At 54.5% G+C, this 24696-nt stretch carries 18 protein-coding genes; 3 read left to right on the plus strand and 15 right to left on the minus strand.

The features are described from left to right. Window positions 1-154: 154 nt before the first annotated feature. Window positions 155-2215 carry a methyltransferase domain-containing protein gene (locus ABMA60_RS13325; protein WP_392803885.1) on the plus strand — a complete coding sequence of 687 codons (2061 nt, stop codon included), beginning with the start codon at window positions 155-157 and terminating at the stop codon, window positions 2213-2215. 61 nt (window positions 2216-2276) lie between these two features. On the opposite strand, the gene fliD is transcribed toward ABMA60_RS13325, so the two are convergent. From fliD to ABMA60_RS13340, 3 genes are all read right to left on the minus strand, one after another. Beyond that, a complete protein-coding gene (gene fliD / locus ABMA60_RS13330; RefSeq protein ID WP_392803887.1) occupies window positions 2277-6164 on the minus strand; it encodes a flagellar filament capping protein FliD in 3888 nt (1295 codons plus the stop codon). 145 nt (window positions 6165-6309) lie between these two features. Continuing rightward, entirely contained in the window at window positions 6310-6750 is a 441-nt protein-coding gene (locus tag ABMA60_RS13335; RefSeq protein WP_392803889.1) for a flagellar protein FlaG, read from the minus strand. Between the two features lie 105 nt (window positions 6751-6855). Beyond that, window positions 6856-9273, minus strand: coding sequence for a flagellin (locus tag ABMA60_RS13340; protein WP_392803891.1), 2418 nt, complete (start codon window positions 9271-9273; stop codon window positions 6856-6858). 240 nt (window positions 9274-9513) lie between these two features. Between ABMA60_RS13340 and ABMA60_RS13345 the strand changes: the two genes are divergently transcribed. Then, window positions 9514-11550, plus strand: coding sequence for a 6-hydroxymethylpterin diphosphokinase MptE-like protein (locus ABMA60_RS13345; RefSeq protein ID WP_392803893.1), 2037 nt, complete (start codon window positions 9514-9516; stop codon window positions 11548-11550). Window positions 11551-11595: 45 nt separating this feature from the next. Here ABMA60_RS13345 and ABMA60_RS13350 read toward each other — a convergent pair whose 3' ends face one another. The 11 genes from ABMA60_RS13350 to ABMA60_RS13400 are packed head-to-tail and all read right to left on the minus strand — an operon-like array spanning window position 11596 to window position 22911. Further along, on the minus strand, window positions 11596-12789 hold the full coding sequence (locus ABMA60_RS13350) for a DUF4915 domain-containing protein (protein WP_392803895.1): 1194 nt from the start codon (window positions 12787-12789) through the stop codon (window positions 11596-11598). An 11-nt stretch (window positions 12790-12800) separates the two neighbouring features. Next, window positions 12801-13964, minus strand: a complete 1164-nt coding sequence (locus ABMA60_RS13355) for an N-acetyl sugar amidotransferase (protein ID WP_392803897.1) — start codon at window positions 13962-13964, stop codon at window positions 12801-12803. Then, window positions 13957-14670, minus strand: coding sequence for a HisA/HisF-related TIM barrel protein (locus ABMA60_RS13360; protein WP_392803899.1), 714 nt, complete (start codon window positions 14668-14670; stop codon window positions 13957-13959). Before ABMA60_RS13360 ends, ABMA60_RS13355 begins: the two co-directional genes overlap by 8 nt. Next, complete coding sequence (gene hisH, locus ABMA60_RS13365; protein WP_392803901.1) at window positions 14671-15279, minus strand: imidazole glycerol phosphate synthase subunit HisH; 609 nt, start codon at window positions 15277-15279, stop codon at window positions 14671-14673. Next, window positions 15269-16414 (minus strand): N-acetyl sugar amidotransferase, encoded by a 1146-nt coding sequence (locus ABMA60_RS13370; RefSeq protein WP_392803904.1) that lies wholly within the window; start codon window positions 16412-16414, stop codon window positions 15269-15271. Before ABMA60_RS13370 ends, hisH begins: the two co-directional genes overlap by 11 nt. A 15-nt stretch (window positions 16415-16429) precedes the next feature. Then, window positions 16430-17479: a pseudaminic acid synthase gene (gene pseI, locus ABMA60_RS13375; RefSeq protein WP_392803906.1), complete on the minus strand. Its 1050-nt coding sequence runs from the start codon at window positions 17477-17479 to the stop codon at window positions 16430-16432. Beyond that, window positions 17469-19094: a UDP-2,4-diacetamido-2,4,6-trideoxy-beta-L-altropyranose hydrolase gene (gene pseG, locus ABMA60_RS13380; RefSeq protein ID WP_392803908.1), complete on the minus strand. Its 1626-nt coding sequence runs from the start codon at window positions 19092-19094 to the stop codon at window positions 17469-17471. Before pseG ends, pseI begins: the two co-directional genes overlap by 11 nt. Continuing rightward, entirely contained in the window at window positions 19091-19840 is a 750-nt protein-coding gene (gene pseF / locus ABMA60_RS13385; RefSeq protein ID WP_392803910.1) for a pseudaminic acid cytidylyltransferase, read from the minus strand. The genes pseG and pseF overlap by 4 nt, the downstream gene beginning before the upstream one ends. Beyond that, on the minus strand, window positions 19794-20942 hold the full coding sequence (gene pseC, locus ABMA60_RS13390) for a UDP-4-amino-4,6-dideoxy-N-acetyl-beta-L-altrosamine transaminase (RefSeq protein ID WP_392803912.1): 1149 nt from the start codon (window positions 20940-20942) through the stop codon (window positions 19794-19796). The genes pseF and pseC overlap by 47 nt, the downstream gene beginning before the upstream one ends. After that, on the minus strand, window positions 20939-21940 hold the full coding sequence (pseB, locus tag ABMA60_RS13395; RefSeq protein ID WP_392803915.1) for a UDP-N-acetylglucosamine 4,6-dehydratase (inverting): 1002 nt from the start codon (window positions 21938-21940) through the stop codon (window positions 20939-20941). The genes pseC and pseB overlap by 4 nt, the downstream gene beginning before the upstream one ends. A 53-nt stretch (window positions 21941-21993) precedes the next feature. Then, the gene (locus tag ABMA60_RS13400; RefSeq protein WP_392803917.1) at window positions 21994-22911 is read right to left on the minus strand and encodes a class I SAM-dependent methyltransferase; all 918 of its coding nucleotides are present in this window, start codon (window positions 22909-22911) and stop codon (window positions 21994-21996) included. A 191-nt stretch (window positions 22912-23102) separates the two neighbouring features. Between ABMA60_RS13400 and ABMA60_RS13405 the strand changes: the two genes are divergently transcribed. After that, window positions 23103-23393, plus strand: a complete 291-nt coding sequence (locus ABMA60_RS13405; RefSeq protein ID WP_392803919.1) for a hypothetical protein — start codon at window positions 23103-23105, stop codon at window positions 23391-23393. A 16-nt stretch (window positions 23394-23409) separates the two neighbouring features. On the opposite strand, the gene flgL is transcribed toward ABMA60_RS13405, so the two are convergent. Next, window positions 23410-24666, minus strand: coding sequence for a flagellar hook-associated protein FlgL (flgL, locus tag ABMA60_RS13410; protein WP_392803921.1), 1257 nt, complete (start codon window positions 24664-24666; stop codon window positions 23410-23412). Window positions 24667-24696: the final 30 nt, after the last annotated feature.

Below are 24696 nucleotides of genomic sequence, written 5' to 3' on the forward strand. Positions count from 1 at the left end.
GGCATTGTCCTTGCTCTTTCCTCCAACACAGCCTTTCAGGCAACGATTTTGGCCTGAAAAACGGTAAGGAGTTGCCGGTTAGTCACTATGGATGGTCGTATTTTAGCCGGTTTGGATGGATTAGAGGCTCAAGCAGAGCCGGACGGGTAGCCTTATGAGACAAGCGTCCCAAGCACTGACGCAGACACCGCCTCTGGTGAATCCTGCTGACAGCCCTTCGCTGCAGGAATTGGAAAACCAGGCGCGGCATTGCTATGAGCAAAGTTTGAGCAGTCGCGTCAGTAACGAACATACCGCTCAGTACCGGGCTCAGGCCCGACAACTGGCACAACGGATGTTAGCGCTGGCCCCGGATCATGCGCTGGCGCTTAACCTGTTGGGCCGGATAGCGCTGGACGAAGGCTTTTACGAATCGGCTGAAGATCTGCTGCAACAGGCGCTTAACCTGAATGGCAATGACGCCGGCTGCTGTTATTCGCTGGGTCATGTAAAGCTGGCTCAGCGGCGCTTCGATGACGCCATCAGGCTGTTCTCCCGCGCTTTGCAGCTGGCTCCGGATGAAACCCGGGCGGCAACCTCTCTGGTGTATACCTTCGCCCGCCAGGGCAAGATGGTTCAGGCTTTCAACGGCTACCGCAAACTTTTTCGCACTCACCCGCACGACGATCATATCCGCGCTCAGTTGTTTGATGTGGTCCGGCACATCCAGGCCGATCACTATCAGGCCGACCTGGAAACCGATCTGATCAGTTGGTTAAAGCTCGACAACGTCGCCCACGATGGCCTGTCACGCCTGGCGGCCAGTTTACTCAAGCACAAATATCAGTTGGACGATCCTGACGCCGTGATCGACCTGCAAGATCTGGCGCGCGATGAATTACTGCAACTGGCGCTGTCACGACTTTACTTCACCCATGCCGGCCTGGAGTCTTTCCTGGTGATGGTGCGCAAGCAACTGTTGCTGCACAGTTTGGCCGGTCAGTTCAGCGACACCGCATTGCTGCGTCTGGCGGCAGCTTTCTGCATGCAGGCGGCGCACAACGAACATGTCTACGCGGTGGATGAGGATGAGCAATCGCTGCTAAGCGCCTTAGCCGAACTGCTGCACAGCACCCTGAACACCACGGCCTCACTGCAACCCAACGATGTGCTCAGCGCCCTGCTGATGTATGGCATGTACGAACCACTGGCAGAACTCCAGGGGGCGCAGCGGTTATTACAGATAGCCAACAATCGTTGGCCGTCTTATGTGAGACCGGTCATTACCCACTGCCTGGCAGGCCCGCTGGATGAAATTAAACAGGCGCGTGAGATTGAACGGCTGACTCTCATCGAGGATAAAATTTCTTTGCAGGTGCAGCAGCAGTATGAACAATCGCCCTACCCGCGCTGGCTGCATCTGGGTTACAACACACCAACCAATTACGGTCGCGCTCTGGAAGCCGAACTGGAAGGTTTTAAAGCACCGCAGTTCTTTAACATGGGCACCATCAAAGTCTTGGTGGCCGGTGCCGGCACCGGCCGACAGGCGTTACGCATCGCCAAATATTTCCGCAATGTTGAAGTAACTGCCCTCGACCTTAGCGCCCGCAGCCTGGCCTACGCCAAGCGCATGGCGCAGCGCTATCACATTCACAATATCCGCTTTATGCAAGGCGACATTCTGGCGCTCGACGAATTAGATGAACGCTTTCATGTCATCGAATGCTCAGGCGTACTGCACCATATGGCCGATCCACAAGCCGGCCTGGCACAGCTGACCACCAAACTGGAAAATAACGGCGTGATCAAGCTGGCGCTGTACAGTGAAGTGGCGCGGCAACCGGTGGTGGCGGCGCGGCAGTGGATAGCCGAGTTTGGCTATCAGGCTCAGCGTAAGGACATTCGCCGGTTCCGTACTCACCTGATGGAAAATCGACTCGATGGCGATTTCCAGGCCCTGCTAGACGCGCCGGATTTTTATTCCACCAGCGGCTGTCGCGACCTGTTATTTCACGTTCAGGAACATCGCTTTACGCCGCAACAATTGGGCGGCTTATTAAGCGGCGAGGACCTGGAATTTCTCGGTTTTGTACTGCCGGCTGCAACCAAACAGGCGTTCCGTCAACGCTTCCCGGACAGTGCCTTTACCGACCTGGCGCAGTGGCAGCAATTTGAAGCCGAACGGCCAAACACCTTTGCCGCCATGTATCAGTGCTATGTCCGTTTGCAATAACCGAAACGGCAACCACAAAAAAAGGCGCTTTAAAAAGCGCCTTTTTTAATGAAGAAAAATCTCAGTCTTTAGAAGGATTCATGGCTTCAAACTGCTGCGTCAGGAAGCTTTGGGTGTTCTGCAGCTGGCTGATCAATTTATCGTTAAAGATAAACTTACTGACCAGGTTCTCTTCCATCGCCTTCATACGAATATCGAGCTTGGAACGCTCTTCTTCAATAAAGGCCATTTCATCATCCAGTGATTTCTCACGCTGCGTCAAAGACCCAGACACCCCAATCATGTCATCCAGCGCATCCTGCATCCGCGAGAAAATACCGTCGACAAGAGAGATGCTGCCACGTTGACCAGTTTGCGAACCGGAGATTTTCAGAATCATTCCCTTGGCATCGTTACTTACCTCGGTGGCTTCTTTACCCGGCACGCCCACCGTTGTTGGCGTCATGGCCAGAATATCGGACAGGCCAGGATCGATTGACATCACCTCGACGGTGGACTCTTCACCTTTGGAAGCAGAGATAATGCCGAAGGTATCGGTGTCTTCGTCGTATTGAACCGAAACCGATTTACCCGTGTTTTCCAGGTCAGCATTGATCTTACGCTGCATTTCCGCAGCCATCTGGTCGCCGCTGGTGTAGACGCCTTCGGTCAGTTCAATGGTGCCGGACTCAACGTCATCGATCTTAACTTGAAACGACTTATTGGTGGCATCGATAACAACCGCACTTTCGAAAGCGGCGCCTTTACCGCCCAGCAAATAACCGTTGGTCGACAGATTCGAGCTTTCCTGCGCCGTCAGATATTGACCACGCCCAGTGGCTTCGTAGCCGTTGATGGTGCCTTTAACGTCTTTGCCCTGGACCGGATCGGCTTCATCGCCCAGAGGTGGTGAGAAACCGAGTATGATCATGCCAACGTCGTTGACGTCCAGGAACGCCACCTGAGTGTCGTTGCCGAAGGTCACACCAAAGCTGCCGTTACCCTCTTCATCGACGTTATAGCTGACTGTCGCCTGCGAATCGAAGCCCTGGTACAAGCCCTTGGACAGACCAAAACCATCAGCACCATTAACCTGAGGTCCCTGATCCGCCAGACCCAGTACTGACTGCGCATTGGCGTCGGCATTTTTCAGTTCGATGGTGGCGTCGGCGCCAAAGGTGGCCTCAGTCGGCTCACCATTTTTCGAAACCGTTTCAAAATACAGCTGATTGCTGGCATCCAACCGGGCTTTGATATCGCCCGGTTTGAACTCGCCGCCGGTGCTGACCAGCGCGGAATCCAGCGCTTCCTGGATGGCCGCCAGATTGGACTCGGCATCGTTACTGCCGGCGGTGCCATCACCATCGACGGTTACATCGATATTGACGCCATCAACTTCCAGGGTGAAATTGGCCGGGCTGGCGCTGAAATCGATGCCAGTCGACAGATCAACCGAGCCGGCGGTGGTGGTCGCACCCAGGCCGTCGCTGGTGATTTCGATCTGCTGAGTTGAACCGGTGATATCGGTAGTCAGCACCAAGCCACCACCAGAGGTTGAGGCGGTGACCACGCCGGCGCCGAGTTCGGCATCAATGGCTTGCTGAATACTGTCGAGCGTATTCGTACCATTGCTATTCACATTGATGGTGTAGTCGGTGCCGTTCAGCTTGAAGCCAAATTGCGCCGGATCTGCCGCAAAGTCGACACCGCCACTGAGGTTACGACTGCCTTTGGTGGTTCGGGCACCTTCGGCACCGGCCTGCACAGCAGCGTCATTGTTAATGGCGGTCTGAATGGCCGCGGCCAAATCTTCAGGGGTTTCATAGGTGCCGGCAGCGACACTGATGGTGCCACTGGTGACATCGGCGCTGCGGTTGCTGAACGCCAATTGGAATTCGGCATCGCTGTCGAGCGTTACGCCACTGGTACCCACTCCTTCCTGCAGCCCCAGCGGATCCGTTCCGGTACTGCTGACATTGCTGACTTCCAGCGTCTGGGTACCCGCCTCCGGTTCGGTGCGGAACACCAGCCGACCGTTATTATTAAATTCTGCGGTGACCACACCCGCCAAACCGGCGTTGTTAATCTCGGACTGAATATAAGACAGAGCATCGGCGCGAGTACGGTTGGTGGTTACGTTGCCGTCGGTATCGACGATATCCGACCAGTCTTCATCCAGGTTAATGGTGTAAGTACCATCGTTAGCGGTACCGGTCAGGGTCAGGTCGAACTGAACTTCGTTCTCAGAAAAGTCGATGCCATCCTGAATATCAAACGCATTCAGCGACGCCAGCGACTGAGCACCAAAACCACCGGCGCCAAGATTGCTGTAAGACTGACCGTCGACACCACCAAAGGTGGCACTGGTCAAGCCCAGCGTATTGGCCAGGGTGGCATCCATATTGTTGATGTTGATGGTCGACGCCGAACCAAATTCAGACGAGGTAATCGACAGACTCTTGCTGTCGGCGTCGAAGGCGACCGCCACTGATTTACCCGAACCGGCATAGGCCTGGTTGATGGAGTTCTGAATCATCTGCGCCAGGTCATCGCCGTTATCGTAAGAGCCCTGCTCGAGCTTGATATCGCGCACAGAATTACCCAGCGCCAACTGGAATTCATCGTTACTGCCGCCGATCACCAGATCGCTGGCAAAACCCAGCGGCTCGGCAGACAGACCCTGCCAGCGCGCCTGAGTCGCAGCCTGTTCAATAAAGATGTCGTAGTTGCCTGGTTTGGTGTCGATGCCCTTGGCGATGTATTTAATCTGCGGATCATCAATGATCTGCTGGTTCGCCAGCAAACCGGCCATGCCCGCAGCATCTTCGTTCATGGCTTTGCGGAAGGTGGCGCGGTCGAATTCCAGCAAATAATCATTGTTGGGATTCACTTCCAGACCAACCTGAACCAGGCTCTTATAGTCGCTGCCGACCAAACCATCGACGATGGTATTCAGGCTGCTGCGGATTTTTGAATACCCCAAACGAAGCGAGGTTTCACCCAGCAACAAGCCAGCCGAATCCTGTTCATCGGGATTGTAACGATTGACCTCGTCGTAGACTTTTTTGAAATAGTTGTAGGCGTCGACATACTCTTCCATCTTGTCGAGCACATCATTGGTATTGCGGCTGATGCTCAGATTGATGGTGTCGCTGCTTTGCTGCAACAGATTCAGCGTCACCCCTTCAATTGCCTCAGTTACTTCGTTACTGGATGAGGTAATTTCCAGACCATTGACGCGCAAAACCGCATCCGCACCCTTCTGGGTTTCGGTCATATTGTTAGCGGGATCGTTTTGCGAACCGTTATAGGCCAGGGCTTGCAGGTCGGCATCGCCATTGGCGTTAATCTGCATGCTGGTGTTTTCGCCGGTTTCGTCACTGGTCAGCTGTAAGCGGTAACCGTTACCGTCAAAAACAATACTCGCAGTAACGCCCTTAACGTCGCGGTTAATGGTATCGCGAACCCCGGTCAGGGTGTTGTTCTCTTCGGTGATATCAATGGTGACGGGCGTAATGCCTTCGTTCTGGGTAAAACCGTCGTAATCACCCGTCACTTCGTCATAACTGGTGGTACCCAAGGTAAAAGTCAGTTGGCCTAAGCCGACGGTCGCCGTAGTGGTACCGTAATTTTTCGATGCCAGACTGTGCGAGCTGGCGACGCGGTCGACATCGATTCGGTAGCTGCCCGGGCGGGCTGCACTTTGGGTAGAAGCGGCCAGAACTGATTCGTCACTGATGCTGGCAGAAGTCCCCATAATGAGGCTGGCATCCGCCAGAGATGAAGCGGCCTTACTGACAGTGTCCAAGGCGGTACGGACTTCAGCGTAGGCTGAAATTTTTGCCGTCGCGCGGTTTTCACGCTGCTTCAGGCGCAGTTCCGTAGCTTCACGTTCTGCAGTCAAGATATCGGTCAGCAGTTTGTTGTCGAGCAACCCTGAACCGATACCCAAAGACGAAATACTGGCCATATCCTTTACCTCTATGCCGTCGTTTCAATGCGTACGCCGAAAACGCAAAAAAGGATACCAAGGGTATCGGCTTGCACCGCGTACACTTGATATCCCTTGTTGTAAAGAACAGTTATTTCCAGTCGGTATTTTGACGCTTCGGTCATTACACCTGAGCGGAAAACAACATCAAAGGCTCTTCCTGATTCAATTTTCGGGCCAGCGATACAGCATCTTCACTCGGAATCTGACGAATCAGTTCATCGGATTGCTTATCGAACACCCGGATGATAGTTAAGCCTGCCTCTTCATCCACTTGAAAATTGAGCTTCCGCTCGGCTTGCTGAACGTAATCATTCAGCCTGGCTACTGCCTCTTTGATGCGGTCATCCATGGATTCGGTTGCAGCTGAACGTTCAGCAACCTCCGTTTCTTCTGGCGACTCCTTCTCATACAACTGGGCAGTTTCCAGTTTCTCCCGAGTCGTTTCAGCATGTTCCACAACTTGGGCCGGCAAGGATTTGCCGCCTTGCGGCGACTTTTCGCTTGTCTGGCTCACTAATGCGGCAGGTAGAGCGTTCAATGATGGACCGTTGAACTCACTCATCACACACCTCCCGTCATCTCAGTTAAAACCGGGGCGGATTACCGCGCCAACCCCCTAAGGGAATGGGCGGCTGGCCGATGGATCAGGCCGCCGCCCCCTCAGTCATTAACCGAGCAGTGACAGGACCTGCTGCGGACGCTGGTTGGCCTGAGCCAGAACCGAGATACCGGCCTGCTGCAGTACCTGTGTCCGTGACAGTTCAGCGGTTTCGGCCGCAAAGTCCGCATCACGAATCCGTGAGTTCGCCGCTGTCAGGTTCTCCTGGGAGATCTGCAGGTTGCTCACTGTGGATTCGAAACGGTTCTGCAAGGCACCGAGGTCGGCACGCTGAGAGTTCACCGCGTCCAGGGCGTTATCGATCGCAGTCAGAGCCGCTTCGGCGCCTTCTGCAGTAGAGATATCGATTTCGCTCAGGAACATACCGTCTTCACCGTTACCGAAAGTACCGCGGATGAAACCGCTGTCTTCCAGGCCTTCAGTACCGGCAGTACCGGCTTCCAGCATGATTTCACGGGAAGATTCCAGGGTCACGGTAGAGTGCGTGGTTTCAGCAATGAGAGCGCTGGCAATACCACCGGAGAAGGCACCACCGGCAGCGTCAAGTACGAAGACCTGACCGTTACTCAGTGTCGCTGCAGCAATCGCAGCAGAAGAGGCGTTAGCCGCTGTCACTGCGCTTGCGAAACCGATGGAGGCACCCACCACACCCGAGGTAAAGGTGATACCAGAAGTACCCAGACCACCGATACCATCGACATCTGAATCCAGACCCCAAGCAGCAGTACCAGAATCACTGTCAGCCAGGGCAAAGACGGAGATGTTACGGCCATCAGCAGCAGTCAGGGTGATTGACTTACCGTTGAACTCAGCAACCACACCAGTCTGACCAGATTTAGAGTTAATCAAGCCGACAGTGGTGTTGATGTCTTGCTGACGATCACCTTGAGAAGTGACGGTACCGATATCAACGTTGTTGATCCACAGGTCCATCTGGGCACCAGTAGAGGCAACCGCTGAATCGTCATTACCACCGACAACGACAGTCTCATTGACCTTGGCGTAGACACCGGTGCTTTCAGAGGCACGGTTGATGGCAGCGGCAATCGCAATACCAGAAGCGGCACCGTCAGACATCACAGCGTTGGTATCAGAAGCACGGTCGTCCAGAGCGGAGCTGGCACCGATGGTTACACCGTTGATGATGATGTCACCGTCTTGCAAAGCGCCATTCTTGACCAGGTCTTTCAGCGCAGTATCCAGCGCTGCTGCAGTGGTGTGATCAACCATGGTCGCAGTCGTACCAACCACAGTACCGGCAGTACCCAGCACATTAGATTGCGCTTCGTTGGTGTAAACCGCTGTCGCACGATCGTAAGTACCGCGCTGCAGACCCGCATTGGCCAGGTCACCGTTACCGGTTCCATCGCCGCCACCGATAACGATTTCTTTGGTCGCACCATTAGCAACCAAGGTGAAACCACCGGTTTCCGTTTGGGTCTCGCCAGCCGCACCAATATCCAGACCTGTACCAGCAGCGGTCAGGGTGCTACCGGCGTTGTTGGTGATGGTGATGTTACGGCCATCTTCGGCGACCAGAATAACGCCGTTATCAGCGCTGCCACTGTCGACCGCACGAACACCAGTCTGTTCAGCTTTGGCGTTGATAGCAGCCATAACAGCCGCCCGGGTAGAGGCCAATTCTGAATCATTGGAGTTGGTGGTGGTGGACACGTCGATGTCGACGCCATTGATGGTCAGGGTACCGGCCTGTGCAGCAGTAGACTGCATCGCAGCACCGTTGACTTCGTTGGCATTAACAAAGGCTTCAACGCCGGTCTGATCAGAATAACGGTTGATGGTTGCGACTTTAGCGATCGCAGACGCTTCGGCATTGGAAACAGACGAAGTGTCATCACCGGACTGAGACGGACCAATGGCGATGCCATTGATGATCAAGTCGCCGTTACCCAGCGCTTCATCAGTACCGTAAGAAGACACACCTGACTGGGCGTCAGAACCCAGGCGATCCACAGTCAGCGCAGCAATCTGCACGTCCACGGTTTCACCGGCGTTAGCACCGATCTGGAAAGTACCAGAGAAGTTACCGTCCAACAGCTTACGGCCGTTGAAGTTGGTGTCTTCAGCAGTACGACGCAGCTCGGCAATACGCTGCTCAACTTCCGCTTGCAGAGCAATACGGTCGTCGGGGTTGTTGGTGGTGTTGACTGACTGGTTAGCCAGGTCACGAATCCGCTGCAAGTTCTCAGTCATTGCACCCAGAGCACCTTCAGCGGTCTGGGCCAGAGAGATACCGTCACCGGCGTTACGAATCGCTACGCCCAGACCACGGGTCTGAGACTCAAAGCGAGTGGAGATTGCCAAACCAGCCGCATCGTCTTTCGCGCTGTTAATCCGCAGACCGGATGACAGACGCTCCAACGCTGTGCTGTTAGCACTCTGAGAGTTGTTGAGGTTACGCTGCGCCGTCAACGACGCCATGTTGGTATTAATAATCTGCGGCATGAGATGGTCTCCTCTATTGCCAGTGTGCCCAACCCGCAATACGAGCTTGGACGTTTCACATCCTTGTTAGCGACCGCTAGAGACCAGGCTTTAATCAACATTAATAACGTTTGAGAATATTAATATCGTTTTAAAAACCAAAATGAATATAGAGACAAGCTTTAAAGAAGGCGTCATGCTGGCCGTATAATTGCTTATATAAACAGTACCTTGTCGTTTACCGCTCTAAAGGGGCCCTTTATGCCAAACGCCCAGACCATCCTTGAACTGATGCAGAGTCGCCGCTATCAGAATCTGGCCTATTTCCAACAACACCACCCCAAAATATATGAGGCTTTTCACAACTACAGCCTGCGCGACGCCAAACTGAACATCAGTCCTGACGGCAACGACATCAACCTGTTAGTGGGCGGCAAGGCACTGTATGAGCGGGACTACCGGCGAACCGGTGAGCGCGAGTGCGATATCTTTATGCGCAGCTTTCCGCGCAATTCGCCCATCACCACCGCCAAAGCGCCGGGGCCGGGCTATTTCCCGACCCCTCGGGCATTTCATACCTTAGGGCGTGAACTGATGAGCGCCGCGCCCATTAAAAAACCAGGATCAACGCCTCTGATCTCGCGCGACAACTATCCGTTGGTGGTTGTTACCGGCGTTGGCCTGGGCGGGCATATCGAAGCACTGAGCAACCGGGCCCAGGTCAGCCACTTTGTGATTTATGAACCGAACCCGGACATATTCGCGGCCAGCCTCTATACCATGGATTGGTCCGGCTTGTTTGAATCGCGCTCCCGCGACAGCGCACTCAGCGTGCAAATATTTGTCGGCAACATTATTTCCGATGAACGAAAGTTCGCGGCTGTCTGGAATACCCTGGCTCGCCTTAACCCGCTGTTCCCAACCTCGACCTATTATTTCAACCACCTGGGCAACAAAGAAAACCTGGATCTGATCAATCGCTGGAATCAGGACATCTCGCTGTTTATGAATGTCTGGGGTTTCTATGATGATGAGCTGAATCAACTCAACCAGTGCTTGCACAATATTCGTGGCCACAGCGCCATCTTAAAAAACCGCCAACCCACGGATCGCAACACCCCGGTTTTTATTATTGGTGCCGGCCCTTCACTGGACCAACGTATCGAAGAAGTTCGTGCCTACCAGGATAAAGCGCTGATTATTTCCTGCGGTACCGCTCTGAAGTCGCTGCATCATTACGGCATCAAACCTGATTTCCATCTCGAACTGGAATCGCACAAAATCGTTGTTGACTCGCTGAAGACCATTGACGACCCGCAATGGTTAAAAAGCATCACCATTATCAGCCCGTCACACATCCACCCGGAAGTTATCAACCAGTTTGGCGACTCGCTGCTCTATTTCAAAGGCGAGTCAGCACTGTGGGGCATGTTTGGCAGCGAAAGCGCCATCATTCCTTTTGGTACTCCGACCTGTACCAATGCTGCGGTCGCTTTTTGCCTTTATTACGGATTTAAAAACACCTATCTGTTCGGTTGTGACTACGGCTTTCGTGATGAAGAAAACCATCACGCCAAAGGCTCCATTTATTATCAGGGCAGCTTTAAAGAGAACTACGACAAGAAGCATAAAAATCCAGCGCGTTATAGAACGCTGACCGATATCAAAGGCGAACCCATCTATACAACGGTGCAACTCTATTCGTCACTGCGGACAGTGGAAAAAGTAGCCTATGCCTTCGTGCAGCAAGGGCTGACACTCAATAATTGCTCTGAAGGTGTGGATTTGCGCCATACCCAGATACTCGACAGCCAGGCGTTTAAGCAACAAGTCGATAACTTAGAGGCGTATTCCAAAGCAGAGGTCGTGAGCAGCTTGCAGCGCTCAGCGGACGTTTTGACAGAAAAACAAATCAGCCGAGGCATAAAGGATCTGCAAAAAGCCATCCTGGCCTTTTTGAATAAGCTGGATAACGAAGTGTTAAGCCGCAATGCCGATTTTGAAGATACTGTTTTCGGCATTAACCATCGTCTGGAACAGGTTTTTCAAAAAGAGCATCCGGCTTATTACTGGTTTATTCGTGGTTCTATCTGGCACCTCAGTCACATCTTATATACCTATTGCCTGTGTATGCGAGACGCAACCGATCAGCAAAAATTCCAGCTGAAATACCGCAAAACTCTGAAGGCCTTTGCCGATCAGATTGAGCAGGATTTGAACATGATGATGACCAAGTCATTCACCCCGGACGACCCTTGGTTGAAAGTGCCCTTGGCGGAACTGCCAGCCGAAGCCTAAGACAGGTAATAACGGCGGCACCGGAAAATGGTGCCGCCGTTTTTATTACAACGACTTGATCAGCACGGTGTGGATATCGCCGATCTCGTAGGGGAATTGCAGGAAGCGCGAAACACCCAGTTCAGGGTTGTAAACAATAACCCCGCAATCAATTGAAATGTTATTGGATAAGCCAATAACGCGCGAATAATTTCGGTTTTTGCTTTGGCCAATAAAATACAGACCTTTGCGATAATCCAGCCCTCGGGTAAAGGCCGGAAAAGTCGCCTGAATGCTCATGTTGTTGTAGCGCAGATGACCGGGTAATGAATCCAGGACGTGCAGTCCACCATCGATAAAGCGTATGTTGTGCGGCATATAAAGCCCGGTCACTACATCGCGGCGACGCTCACCGCTGACCAAATCAAACTCAGCCACACAACCATCGAAAACATCTTTTTTCCAGTTGCCTGACGATGAAAACATGCTCACATAAAGGCTATCACCGAGCGCAACGTTATCGTTAGTATGATGTTGAGCATCACCGCTTTGGGCAAATTTTTCCGAGAAAAACAGCTCTCTGGTCTGCTCAAACTGAGCGTTCAGTTCAATCACGCTGTCTCGATTAGAACAATTTATGTAATAACAGCCGTTATCTTCGTTGAAAGAAACGCCGTGGGCTCGGGCACCTTCCGGCAAGCTGGCCAACTGAGTGACCTCACCTTTTGAATAGCGGAACAAACCGATATCACCATTGACGAAGAGGACATCGTCACCGTCTCGCATGGCGCCATAACAAGGTCCGCTGTACAGCCGCTCGAAACTGACTTGCGTCTGGTCCACCTTGCACAGATAAAGCCCCCCACCCCAAGGACCTTGTTCGGCGGCAACCGTGCCACTGGTGAAATAAAACTCGGTCTTTAATTCCTCCAGCTCGGCAATGGCCAGCAGATCGTTAGCCAGTGGCGATAAGGCAAAATCACGATCGGCCGCCAGCCCCAGACCTTCGAGCTGCGCCGAGATGTTCATGACATCGGTAGAGCAGATCAGCACAAAGTAGTCGTCGGTTAATACCGACGGAGCTTTTACTTCCAAACCATGAAAGGTTGAACCTTGCAACGGCGTCGAGTTATCCACCAGAAAGGCAACCTGATCGCCCAGTCGTTTAATGGTTTTTTCTGCCAGCTTGCTGCGGCCAAACAAAACGTAGGGTTTTTGATTGCGTTTTTCCAACTCGGCGAACGAGGTTTTTATCAGCATGGTTGTAGCCTCTAGATACCCTTGGCAAAGGGAATAAAATCACGACTTGGGTCGGAACCTGTCTCTAACATATCGGCCAGGGCTTGCGGCAATTTAGGAGCCGCATCCGGTTCACCCACTAAGGGTTTGACGTCACCGAGTTGATGCTCAACAAACCACTGATAACCCGATTCAGTCACACCTAACCAATCAAAAAACGGCCGGATATTGACCTTCTGATGCAGATAGTGATGTTGCAGTCCTTGTGCTTCATCCAAGGTGATGCGTCCATGGCGTCGCTCACGCACCAGATGATCGGTGACTTTGCGGTAACCATGTCGTTTAAATTTCAATAAGTCGTGCAGTTGGTAATAGACCGAACTGCCCGCGCGCTCATAACAATCGAAGGTGCTGCTCTGTCGCTGCGGTTGATAGCCCTGAGTCAGCGCCAGACGATTTTGCGCCAGAGGATCCCAGCGCAAATAGTTACTCAGATAAACCCCTTGCACGCCCACCTTGGCCAGAGATGCCACCGCTGGATAACGATAATAGGCCAGCACTCTGTCTTGCAGTTGTGCGCCGGTTCCGATCACTGCCTCGACACTCTGGTTAAACAGATCGTGTTCCAGGCGACTCCACTGACTGATGTCGGCAGCTTCGGTATGGGAAAACTTGCCGACCTGCTCTACCGCTTGTAATTGGCCGGTGATCACCCAGGGAATGCCACGATCATGAGCCACATGCATGGGGTAGGCAGTGCGCAAGGCCAGCGCCGGCCAAAGCAGATGATTGAGCTTGCGCAGGCAGGTGCGAATCAGTTCCTGGTAGGCGCGCATATCCGGGTTGTAGACCATCGAATCGACATCGAAATGGGTGATCAGGTTGTGCAGGTTATGCCACCCGATGTCGTTCATAAAATAGTCGTTAACCACCACTACCAGTGGGTGCAATCCCAGCTTTAACACCTGGTCGAGGACGTAATAATCTTCGGCATCGCCACAGACCGGAACGACACAGTCGTAGGTGCCGCGGTGGCGTCGGCTGGCCAATCGTTGCTGCAATAATTGATAACGCTGCGACCAGTCGAGCTGATCTTTTTCGCGGTGAGTATGGCAGCCGGAACACTCACCCTTGATCAGAGTCAGGCCAAAAGGATGACGGCTGTCGTACAAACACTGAGGGCACTGTTCAACCATGGCGGTACCGTCGCGGGTGATACTCTTGCTGCAAAATTCGGTTTTCAATTGCCACGGCGGCGTGACCGGCCGTTGCTGCTTGTTTGACGCCGGCAGGATCAAGACCACCGGCCAGAATCAGCCGCTGTGGTGCCAGTTGCAGAGCATCACCGAGGCTAAAATCAAAACCACCGAGCGTACCTTCGTGATCGCAATCGTATACCACAACCTCGTTGGCAAATTGCTCAAGCAACGCTCGATCCAGATTTGACAGCGGCACAAACCGACCTTCGGCGCAGTGAAACACCTCCAGTTCCTGATCACCTCGACGCAGTGGTAATAATGCCTGCAGTGCCTGTCGCCCCAGCCGTTGCTGCAGGTTTTGCAGCAGCTCGGCGTCGCCACCGACAAAGGCCGAGCTCAGCAGCACCCGCTCCATCGGCAACCGCTCGAAAGCGTTAAAACAAGCCAGCTCACGAATGCCACCACCGAACGACAGCGGCGACTGTGTCTGTAGACTGGCCAGCCGATCCACATCGCGTTCGAACGCCGCCAGGCTGTCACCTTCACGGACCGGGCGGATCAGGGCGATCTCATCAATCTGATGATCATCCAGCATGGAAAAAACGGTCTGCACCTCACCCAGAGGGCGCAACGTCTGCCAGCCGTAGGACTGATAACAATAGCCGTCGAGGTAAAGCACCAGGGCTGCGGTTCGCATCGTCATCTAGAGCACCATCCGCAGCAGCTGACTGCCGGTCCACTGGCTTTTTTCCGGATGGAACTGGCAACCGATCAGCTCACCCTTAATGCTCATGGCGCTGTAAGCGGCCAATGTCGGATCGTCGATCGCCAGGTTCAACGCCCCAGCATCGGTGCAACGCACACCGTATTCGTGGTTGTAATAAACCCGACCCCGGAGTTGTCGCTTCAGCGTTAATTTCGGCACCAGGCCGGCGTCCTGACAGCGCAAATGAAAATTCTTCCAGCCGTTGTTGCCGATGCCACCGGCCAATTTTTCCACCTGGGCGTCCAACAGCCCTAACCCCTCGACCCCGCCATCTTCCTCGGAATAATGCGTTAACGCCTGATAGCCCAAACAAATGCCAATAACTCGACGTCCTTGCGCGGCGGCATCGAGCACCGCCTTATCCAGCTCAGCGCGACGCAGGTTGGCCATAAAATAGGCGATGGAACCGACCCCAGGCAGCAAAATACGCGAATTCCTCAACTCTTTCGGTTGGGTCACCCAGTTGGGTCGCAGGTGCAGCCGGGTCAGGCTGTTGGCGATGGAGCGCAGGTTGCCGCTGCCGACGTTGATCACATCAATGTCCATAGTCGACTCCGACGGTAAAACGCGGTTTAGGACGCTGGCCCGGTTGAATGTCGAACAAGTCGGTATTCACCCACTGATGGGCAATCTGCCAAAACTCGGCCGTACTGATGCCGACATAGCGGCAATAGCTGTCGATGATGCGGTCGTCACAGCGACCATCGTATTGTTTTACGATGTCGATGCCCTGTTGCCGACTCAGTTGGCCGTTGCGGATGCCTTCATCGACGATATCGGTGGCGCGGCCAAAGCCAAACTTAAAATATTTCAGCATCATATTGATGTTGGAATATTCCTCATCGAGCATCGATGCCTCGGAAATATCGCCGGTTTCCAGCGCTTCGTTCGGGCGCAGGGTCAAGCCTTGCAAGGCGGCGTAGGTGGCATTATTAGCATTACTCCAGTCATCCCAGGCCGGCCCGAGAAACAAGATAGAGATGCCGTTTTTATCGAAATAGTGTTCCTGCGGATAGCGATAGTGGTCGAGTTTTCGTTGCTCATCGACACAGCCTTTCATCCACTCCATGCCACCTTGTGACAGCGTATTGGAATGACTCAGCCGGTTGCCATCGAACTCATCAACGCCACGAGTACCGGCATCGCCAACCTGCAAGGCTGGATTTTCACCCCAGAAGATCAGATTGATACCCAGATCAATGGCGAGCCTGGGCACGGTAGAAAACAGCGCCAGTTCGGTCGATTTACAGACGTTGCCAAAATCCCGAAAGGCTTGCAGCGATAACCGACGGGATGTCTGGGGCGCCGGCGTGGCGGTGATCAGATCGAAGCCCATGCTGATCAGGTTAGACAGGTTGCTGGCGCCGATATCGCTCATCTGCGCCGGTGGGTAAGCACAGCACACCAGTAACGGGCGCAAGCCCAGACGATCGCGCACCCAATGCGCCTGACGGGTACTGTCTTTGCCGCCGCTAACGCCAACGATGCAATCGTAAGCGGCACGTTTGCGCCGGCGCGAGCGGATCTGCTTGATACGTTCCTGCAAGGCTGTGAGCTTAAAACGCTTATCTTCTACGACTCGATCGTCGTTGGAATACTGGCAGGCAATGCAGACGCCCGCTTCGCTGAAGTGGGCATTCGGCCGTAAATCGGTGCTCAGACACTGAGTGCAGTATTTCATGGTCGACAGCGGCCCCTAGTCGAAATAATCCCAGCGCACCGGCTGATAGCGCTGCACCGAGCGGGTCAGTGTTTTGCCCAGCAACTCATCGAAATAACGCGGCGCCAGCCCATAGCCGGGGCGGACGCTGCGAATCGAGTCGGCGTCAATGACATCGCCCGCCTGCAAATCCTTGACGAAATACAACGAACGCCGGAACTGGGCATTACCACGTTCGGACTCACTGCGTTCGTAATGCACCTGCCCCAGAGATTCCCAGGCGGTTTTAACATCACGACACAGCCGCGCCAGATCGTCCGGCTCCAGTGAAAAGCTGTCATCCGGGCCGCCACCGGAGCGGTCCAGGGTAAAGTGTTTTTCGATAAAACAAGCGCCCAGCGCCGTGGCGGCGACGGCCGTGGCGTTATCAAGCGTGTGGTCCGACAACCCGACCAGAGCCGGATAACGCTGCGCCATATCGACCAGAGTGCGCAGGTTGTAATCGCCCGCCGGCGCCGGGTAGCCACTGACGCAATGCAACACAATTAATTGCGAACAGCCGTTGTCGCGCGCTGTCGCCACGGCCTCGGCGATTTCGTCCTGATTGGCCATGCCGGTCGAAATCACCATCGGTTTGCCGGTACTGGCCACATAGCGGATCAACGGCAGATCAACCGCCTCGAAGGAGGCAATTTTATAGGCCGGCGCGCCCAGGTCTTCGAGCAGATCAACAGCGGTGTTATCGAAGGGCGAACTGAAGATGGTCAGACCCAGCTTGCGGGCGTGTTCAAACAAAGGGGCATGCCAGTCCCAAGGCAGATGGGCTTCTTCATAGAGATCATAGAGAGTCCGGCCGTGCCAAAGACCACCTTCAATACGGAAATCAGCGCTGTCCGCTGGCAAGGTAATGGTATCGGGCCGGTAGGTTTGCAGTTTGACGGCATCAACCCCAGCCTGGCCGGCAGCGCTGATAATCGCCTTGGCTCGCTCCAGACTGCCGTTGTGATTGGCCGAAACCTCCGCCACCACGTAAGGCGGTGCATCAGCGGCCAGGCGGCGACCGTTGATCCAGACTTCATTCGACATCCTGACCTCTCTTCAACCACTGCTGCGCACTGAGTTCGAAACAGGCCACCTCATGTCCGGCGACCTCTTTGTGGGCGATGGCGTTAAAACCCAGACGTCGATGAAACGCCAGGGAGGCATCGTTGGTGACCAATACTTCGGCTTCCAAGTGCTGATATTCCAAGCGCTCAAAGGCGTGTTGCAAAGCACAGCGACCGAGTTTACGGCCGAGCCCTTTGGGCGCCTCTGGCGCCATATAAAAGCCCCAAACAGCACGATCTTCCGGCCGGGCCTGAAACTGCACGAAGCCTTGAGCCCGGCCCTCAACTTCAAAAATATACAGCTGCCGATCCGCATCGGCCTGCGCCTGGGCGAACCAGTTTTGGTGTTCGTCCGGCGTAATCTGGTGTTGATTATACATAGCGCTGCGCACCTGCGGATGGTTGCGCCATTGCCGCACCAGGGCCAAATCCTCTGTTGTCATTTCCCGCAACCGACCGGTGGCCGCAGCAACAGCCGCCGGTCTCGGCATCAACTGTTGCAGAACCCGTGCCACGCCCAGGCCATCGCATTGACGGGCGGCGGCATCACTCAACGACTGCAACCGGCTGGTATCGGCCAATAACGTCTGCAATGCCTGGGTTAATTGCGCCGCCGTCTGCTCACTCCATTGACCCAGCGCAATGGCAGCGCCGCTGTCGCTCAGATAACGGGCGTTATGACGCTGATTCTCCGCCAGCAGCAAAAGCACTGTGGGTACGCCCAGCGTACAACGCTCCCAACTACTGGTACCGGCGGCCCCTATACAGATGTCGGCATTGGCCAGGTGTTGCGCCATGGTGTTGACCTGGGTATGCATCTGACAGGCGGGCCAGTGCTCGGCAATCCATTGCCGCAATGCGGTGATATGAGGATTGGACGAACCGACGATGACCTCGACCGACAGCGCATCGGCGAGCGGCAACAGACTGCTTAAAGCGGCCTTGGTCAGGTTGTCGGCATCGACCCCGCCAAGGCTGATTAACACCTTCAGGGGACCGTCGATTGGCTGGTGTCGCCGCGCCAGACTGACCTCACGCCACTGAGCAAACTCAGGCCGCAGCAAGGCGTACTGTGGTCCTAACAACAGTCGACAACCGGCATCGATCCAGTCGCTGTAGACTTCGGCCGTTTTGTCGGCCGATGCATCCAGCAACCAACGGCATTGATGCGGCCGGTCGTTAAGATCGTCGATTACCAGAATCGGAGCGATAGCAGCCAAGGCCTGCTCCCAGGGTGAGGCTAAGGCATAGTGGTCGACGATGATCCATCCGGGTTTGCCCATCGCCTGCACCGCCGGCTCAGCCAGCCAATTCAGACAGGCCTCGGCATCGGCCCGTTCACCGCCATCGAGCCAGTGCGAATGGGCGTAATCAGTAGCCGGAAGCGTATCGGTACTAGCGCTAGCAGCGGCTAATTCGACACAGCGATGACCGGCCTGTTCAGCCAGCGACTGACAGCTGTCCAGGGTGTTGCGGTACACAAAGACAACCTCAACGCCGGCCTGCGCCAGTCCATCGGCGAGTGCCAGACAGCGCATCCAATGGCCGGCGCCGATGGTCGTACTGGCATCCACCCGGAATAATGCCCAACTCATGCGCTCCCGGCTCCCCGGCGCAAGGCGAACAAGGCTTCAGCCATCGCCCAGTCCGCTTCGGTATCGATATCCTGAGCATCACGGCCATCAAGCAACAGCGGACGCGAACGTGGGCCTAATATCGGACGGCGCTGATAAAAGGCGTCGAACTGACCCCAGTAAAACTGGCCAGCATCGTGATAACAGGGCTCCAAATCCTGAGAGCGCTGCTGCGCCATTTCAGGTTGCAACCAATCCACGCCACCCTCCGGCAACAGTCGTAACGCTCGTTGAATGGGGTAATCGAAACGCACCGCGGCAAACACATAATCCCAGTCGGCCTGGTCGAGCCATTGCTGCGCCTCAACTAAGACCGCCGGCGTGACAAAAGCAGCAGTGGCATAGAGACAACAGAGTTGCGATGGAGGTGTTCCTTTGCGTTGCAGCCAATCGGCGGCGTGGTGCATCACATCGGCCGTTGTCGCAAAGTCATCGGCTAGAGACCCGGGGCGCATAAAGGGCACTTCGGCGCCGGACTTGAGCGCAACCTCGGCAATGTCGGCATCGTCGGTAGAAACGATGACCCGATCAAAACAGCCTGATTGCAACGCCGCGTCAATCGACCAAGCCATCATGGGACGACCGTGAAAGGGACGAATATTTTTACCCGGTATCCGTTTGGAACCGCCGCGTGCTGGGATGATGGCCACCTTCATGGCATTAACCCAAAGCCTTAACCAGCACATCGACCACGCTTTGCTGATCATGCGAGGTCAGGTCGGCATAGACTGGTAACGACAACGCCCGACGGTAGTAGTCTTCAGCCACCGGGAAGTCGCCCCAGTCAAAACCACGCGCGCGATAAAACGGCTGCGTATGGACCGGAATGTAATGCACATTGACGCCAATAGCCGCCGCGCGCATCTGCTGATAAAGCTGAGCGCGAGCCGGTTCATCGGCTACGCAAACCGGATAGAGGTGATAACTCGAATCGCTGTCCGGGTGCTGCCAGGGCAACTGCAGCGGCAAGGACGCTAAGCGCTCCTGATAGCGTGCCACCTGTTGCCGGCGCGCCTCGAGAAAAGCATCCAGACGCTGCAACTGACTCAAACCCAAAGCCGCCTGTAATTCGGTCAATCGATAGTTAAAGCCGAGCGCCTGCTGTTCGTAATACCAGCCACCGCTGTCTGGTGCTTGCAACAACTGCGCATCACGAGTCACACCATGACTGCGCAACAATTGCATACGCTCAGCCAACTGCGCCTGATTGGTAGTAGCCAGACCGCCTTCGGCCGTGGTCATGATTTTGACCGGATGAAAACTGAACACAGTGATGTCGCTGTAACGGCCATTACCGACCGGCTCATCGCGATAACGGGCACCGACAGCGTGAGAGGCATCTTCCACCACAGCAAAACCATAGCGCTGGCTGAGTTCGGCAATAGCCGCCATCTCGCAAGGCTGGCCGGCCAGGTGCACCGCTGCAACCACCTTGGGTAAGCGTCCCTGCCGTTCAGCCTGAGCCAGTTTTTCCGCCAGGGCATCACAACAGAGGTTATAAGTACGCGCATCAATGTCGACAAAATCGACGTCGGCCCCGCAATACAGAGCCGCGTTGGCGGTCGCTACAAAGGTAATCGGCGACGTCCAGACGCTATCACCAGGCCCGACACCCAGCGCCAGATAGGCCAGATGCAACGCCGAGGTAGCGCTGTTGCAGGCCACTGCGTAAGACGCCTGAACGCGTTGAGCGAAGGCTTGCTCGAACGCAGGCACCACCGGTCCCTGGGTCAGAAAATTTGAGCGCAAGACCTCGACCACCGCTTCGATGTCGGCCTCGCTGATGGATTGACGACCGTATGGAATCATAGCCCGATGGATGCGTGTAAATCGCGGATGGCATCGACGCTCAAAAAGTCGGGGTTGGTACCGGAATCGTAATAAAAACCCGGCTCCACCAAAGCACCCTGCTCGCCCAAACGGTTGCGCGCATAGTTGACTTTTTGATCCATAAACTTGATCGCGGGTGTGATGACGTAGTGATCATCAAATTCCAGCGTCCGATAGGAATCATCACGCGGAATCATCTGCTCGTGCAATTTTTCCCCCGGGCGAATACCGACAATTTTATGCGGCACATCCGGCGCTACCGCAGCGGCCAGATCGGTAATGCGTACCGACGGAATTTTCGGCACAAAAATTTCGCCGCCATACATGCGTTCGAAGCCAGACATCACCAGATCGACACCTTGTTGCAAGGTGATCCAGAAGCGGGTCATTTCAGCATCGGTGATTGGCAGTTCGGTTTTGCCTTCCGCAATCAGGCGCTTAAAAAACGGCACCACAGAACCGCGGGAACCGACCACATTGCCGTAACGAACCACGGCAAAACGCGGCACATCGCTGCCTACCATATTGTTGGCAGCGACAAAGAGTTTGTCCGACGCCAGCTTGGTCGCGCCGTATAAATTAATCGGATTGGCGGCTTTATCGGTCGACAGAGCAATGACTTTTTGCACGCGGTTTTCAATCGCCGCACGGATGACATTTTCTGCCCCGTTGATGTTGGTGCGGATGCATTCTGTCGGATTATATTCGGCAACAGGAACGTGCTTTAGCGCCGCTGCGTGAATGACAAAATCAACGCCTTTAAAAGCCTGCATCACGCGTTCTTTATCGCGTACATCGCCAATAAAATAACGCATACAGGGTGCGTTGAACTCTTGCTGCATTTCATACTGCTTGAGTTCATCACGGGAAAAAATCACCAGACGTTTAGGTCGAAACCGAGACAGAATGGTTCGCACAAACTGCTTACCAAAGGAACCTGTGCCCCCGGTAATCACAATGGATGCATTATCGAACATAGACATACCTCGACAACCGGTCTGCTGCGTTGCAGACACTCGCTATTATGACGTTAAGCATAGCCCCACTGGCTAACCACCATTTCATAACTACTGGCAAAAATGGCGTTTTCACGTCGTAAGCAGGGAAACCCTGCAATCACCGGATACACGCTCAGTGCCTCCGGGCTGTAATACATCTGCCCCAACTCGACCAGGGGTGTTTTATATTGCGGACAGGCAAAGGGACTGTCCGAATTCAGATCCAATCCTGAATCGGCCGGCGGTTTTTCAATGATGGTCACCGCCGTCGGATTGAGCGGATTCACCGACACTGGCATCGGTCGATGATCGACTACCGTCATGCCTAACTCACGAGCGGTGTCCGCCAGGCCTTTGCAATAACCGTGATGATCCATACGCGCCCGGGCTTCATCACTGGCAAATTCGTAACCCGGCTCAAACAGCACCAGATAGCGACCGGCCACCCGATACAGTTCTTGTAAAATAGTCGCTTCGCGTCCGCCATTGGGTTCAATGGAATGCGAGGTATACACCAGATCAATGGCGTTGCTGGCCATCGGAATAGCCAGTAAATCACCGGTGCACAGTTGGGCACTGACGCCTTGTCGTTGCAACCAATGATGACCATGCGCCACCCGCGACCAGCTCAAATCAAAACCGTAGCCCTGGGCGTGTGACAGCTGCCCGGCCACTGCGGCCAGCGTGGTGGCTTCACCGACGCCGGCCTCGAGCAAGTGGCGGCTGTCGTTAAAATCGTTCAGGATCGTCAACAACGCCTCGTTGTAGGCGAGCTTACGTTCAGCGTGTTGCGGATTTTCCAGCGCTTTAATGTAAGAACCCGCCTGCAAGTCGTAGGCGACTTCAATGATCTCGCTGTTGTTCTCCGTCAAGCCGCGATCGGCACGCATCAGGGCGCTGATATTGTCACCCTGCTGATAATGCGTTTTTAATTGTCGAGGCGACTTCATAAGGTCCGTCCTGTCATTTAGGTGTCGGTAAAGCGACGCTATCGTGCGTTATAACGCTACTGATGAAAACAACTCTAGCATGTATCCGGCGTCCACCAGACTGTATCGCGCCACAACCGAGAAGCGCTATGCAATATGCAGACGCTTGTGCCATGCTATCGACTCTGCACAACTTGGTCTGAGAGGACCTCATGGCTCATCCACTCGTTGAATCCCTGTTGCCGTTGCTCAACCAGCAAAACAATTTAGAGCCGGCTTTTGAGCAATGGCGTCAGCGTTGCGAACAAAGTCTGGCGCAAATGCCGGCCTCACAACGCCAGGAGGTTATCCAACAATTGCAAGCCGTTATCGCCGAAAACCACAACCTGGCGATGCAGGAAACCCAGCACATCTGGGATGAGCTGATTCAACTGCATCCGGCCAAACCCAGCAGTGCGGCCAAGGCCAAACGCTACAATCAGATCAATCAGCTTAAAGACTGATCAACCCGCCCCACCGTTAACGAATAAAATCAAACAAACTGAGCTGGCTGGTCTGCGCAAAACTCTGTTGAGCCGCCTGCAAGGTCAAACTCTGCATCTGTAATCGACTGACCGCTTCTGCCCAATCGACATCCTGTATCTGTGAGCGAACGTCCTGCATATCCAACTTGCTGTCAGCATGCTGGTTGGTGACCGACTGGGATGTATTCAGTCGAGCCCCAATGCGGGCCTGAACCTGGGATATTTTATCGACGGCGTTATCCAAATTACCCAGGGTTTGTTCGATGGCTTCATCATAAGCATCGTCGAATGCGGTACCGGGTGGATAGCTCTCCAGCGCAAACAAAAATTTCTCGAAGGTGGTCAAAATGCCCTGCTTGTTGCTGGTCTCGACCACAAACTCATCGCCCGGTGCCGGGTCGCCCACCACGGTGACGCTCATGCCACCGAATTCAATATTGCCGCCAGGTACATAAGGAATGTTTTTCAAGCCTTCCACGACCCGACCATCCGATTTCCGGCGCACCGTATAGTTCGGTTCAGAGGGCTCAATATCGAGCGGGTTTTCGAAGGTAATTACCGCATCGTGCGGGAAGAATTCGTCCAGCGCCTGCTGATCACGGGTGATGCCGGCAGAGATAATTCCCGGCGGGTTGCCACTGTTCAGCGGGTTGCCATAGGTGGAGAAACTCGGCTCGACGGCGGGGATGTCCATAAAGACATCCTTGCCAGAATCACTGGAGGCAAGGGTGACGTTCTGGCTGATCTGCAAATAGCGCACGCCCTGGTCGCCTTCAAAGGAAGTACCACCACCGAGATTGCGCTGGAAGGGTTGAGTGCCACCGGAATAGCCGGCAAACAGATATTCGCCGCTGCCATCTTTACTGTTCATCAGGTCGTACAGTTCATCAACGCGTATACGAACTTCAGCAGCAATGGCCAGGCGATCTTCATCGTTCAGGGTCGCCGCGTTACCGGCTTTCACCGCCTGCTCGCGAATACGGCCGATGGTGTTCTGGATCGATTCCAGAATGCCCTCTTCCTCATTAAGGCGACCCTCAACCAGAATAATATTGCGCTCGTATTGTGTGGTCAGCGCAATTTCCTGATTCAACTGCAACACCCGGGCGGCACCGACCGGATCATCGGCGGGTGTCAGAATACGCAAGCCGGTACTCATTTGCTCCTGAGTCCGCATCATATCGGCCTGCAACTGGGTCATGTCACTGACTGGACGGTTGAACATCCAGTAGGTTGAAACACGATCGACCATCTCGACCTCCTAAACGGTCATCCTGTGGTG

It is taken from the genome of Saccharospirillum sp. HFRX-2 (genome assembly GCF_043196805.1).
In the GTDB taxonomy this organism is placed as follows: domain Bacteria; phylum Pseudomonadota; class Gammaproteobacteria; order Pseudomonadales; family Natronospirillaceae; genus Saccharospirillum.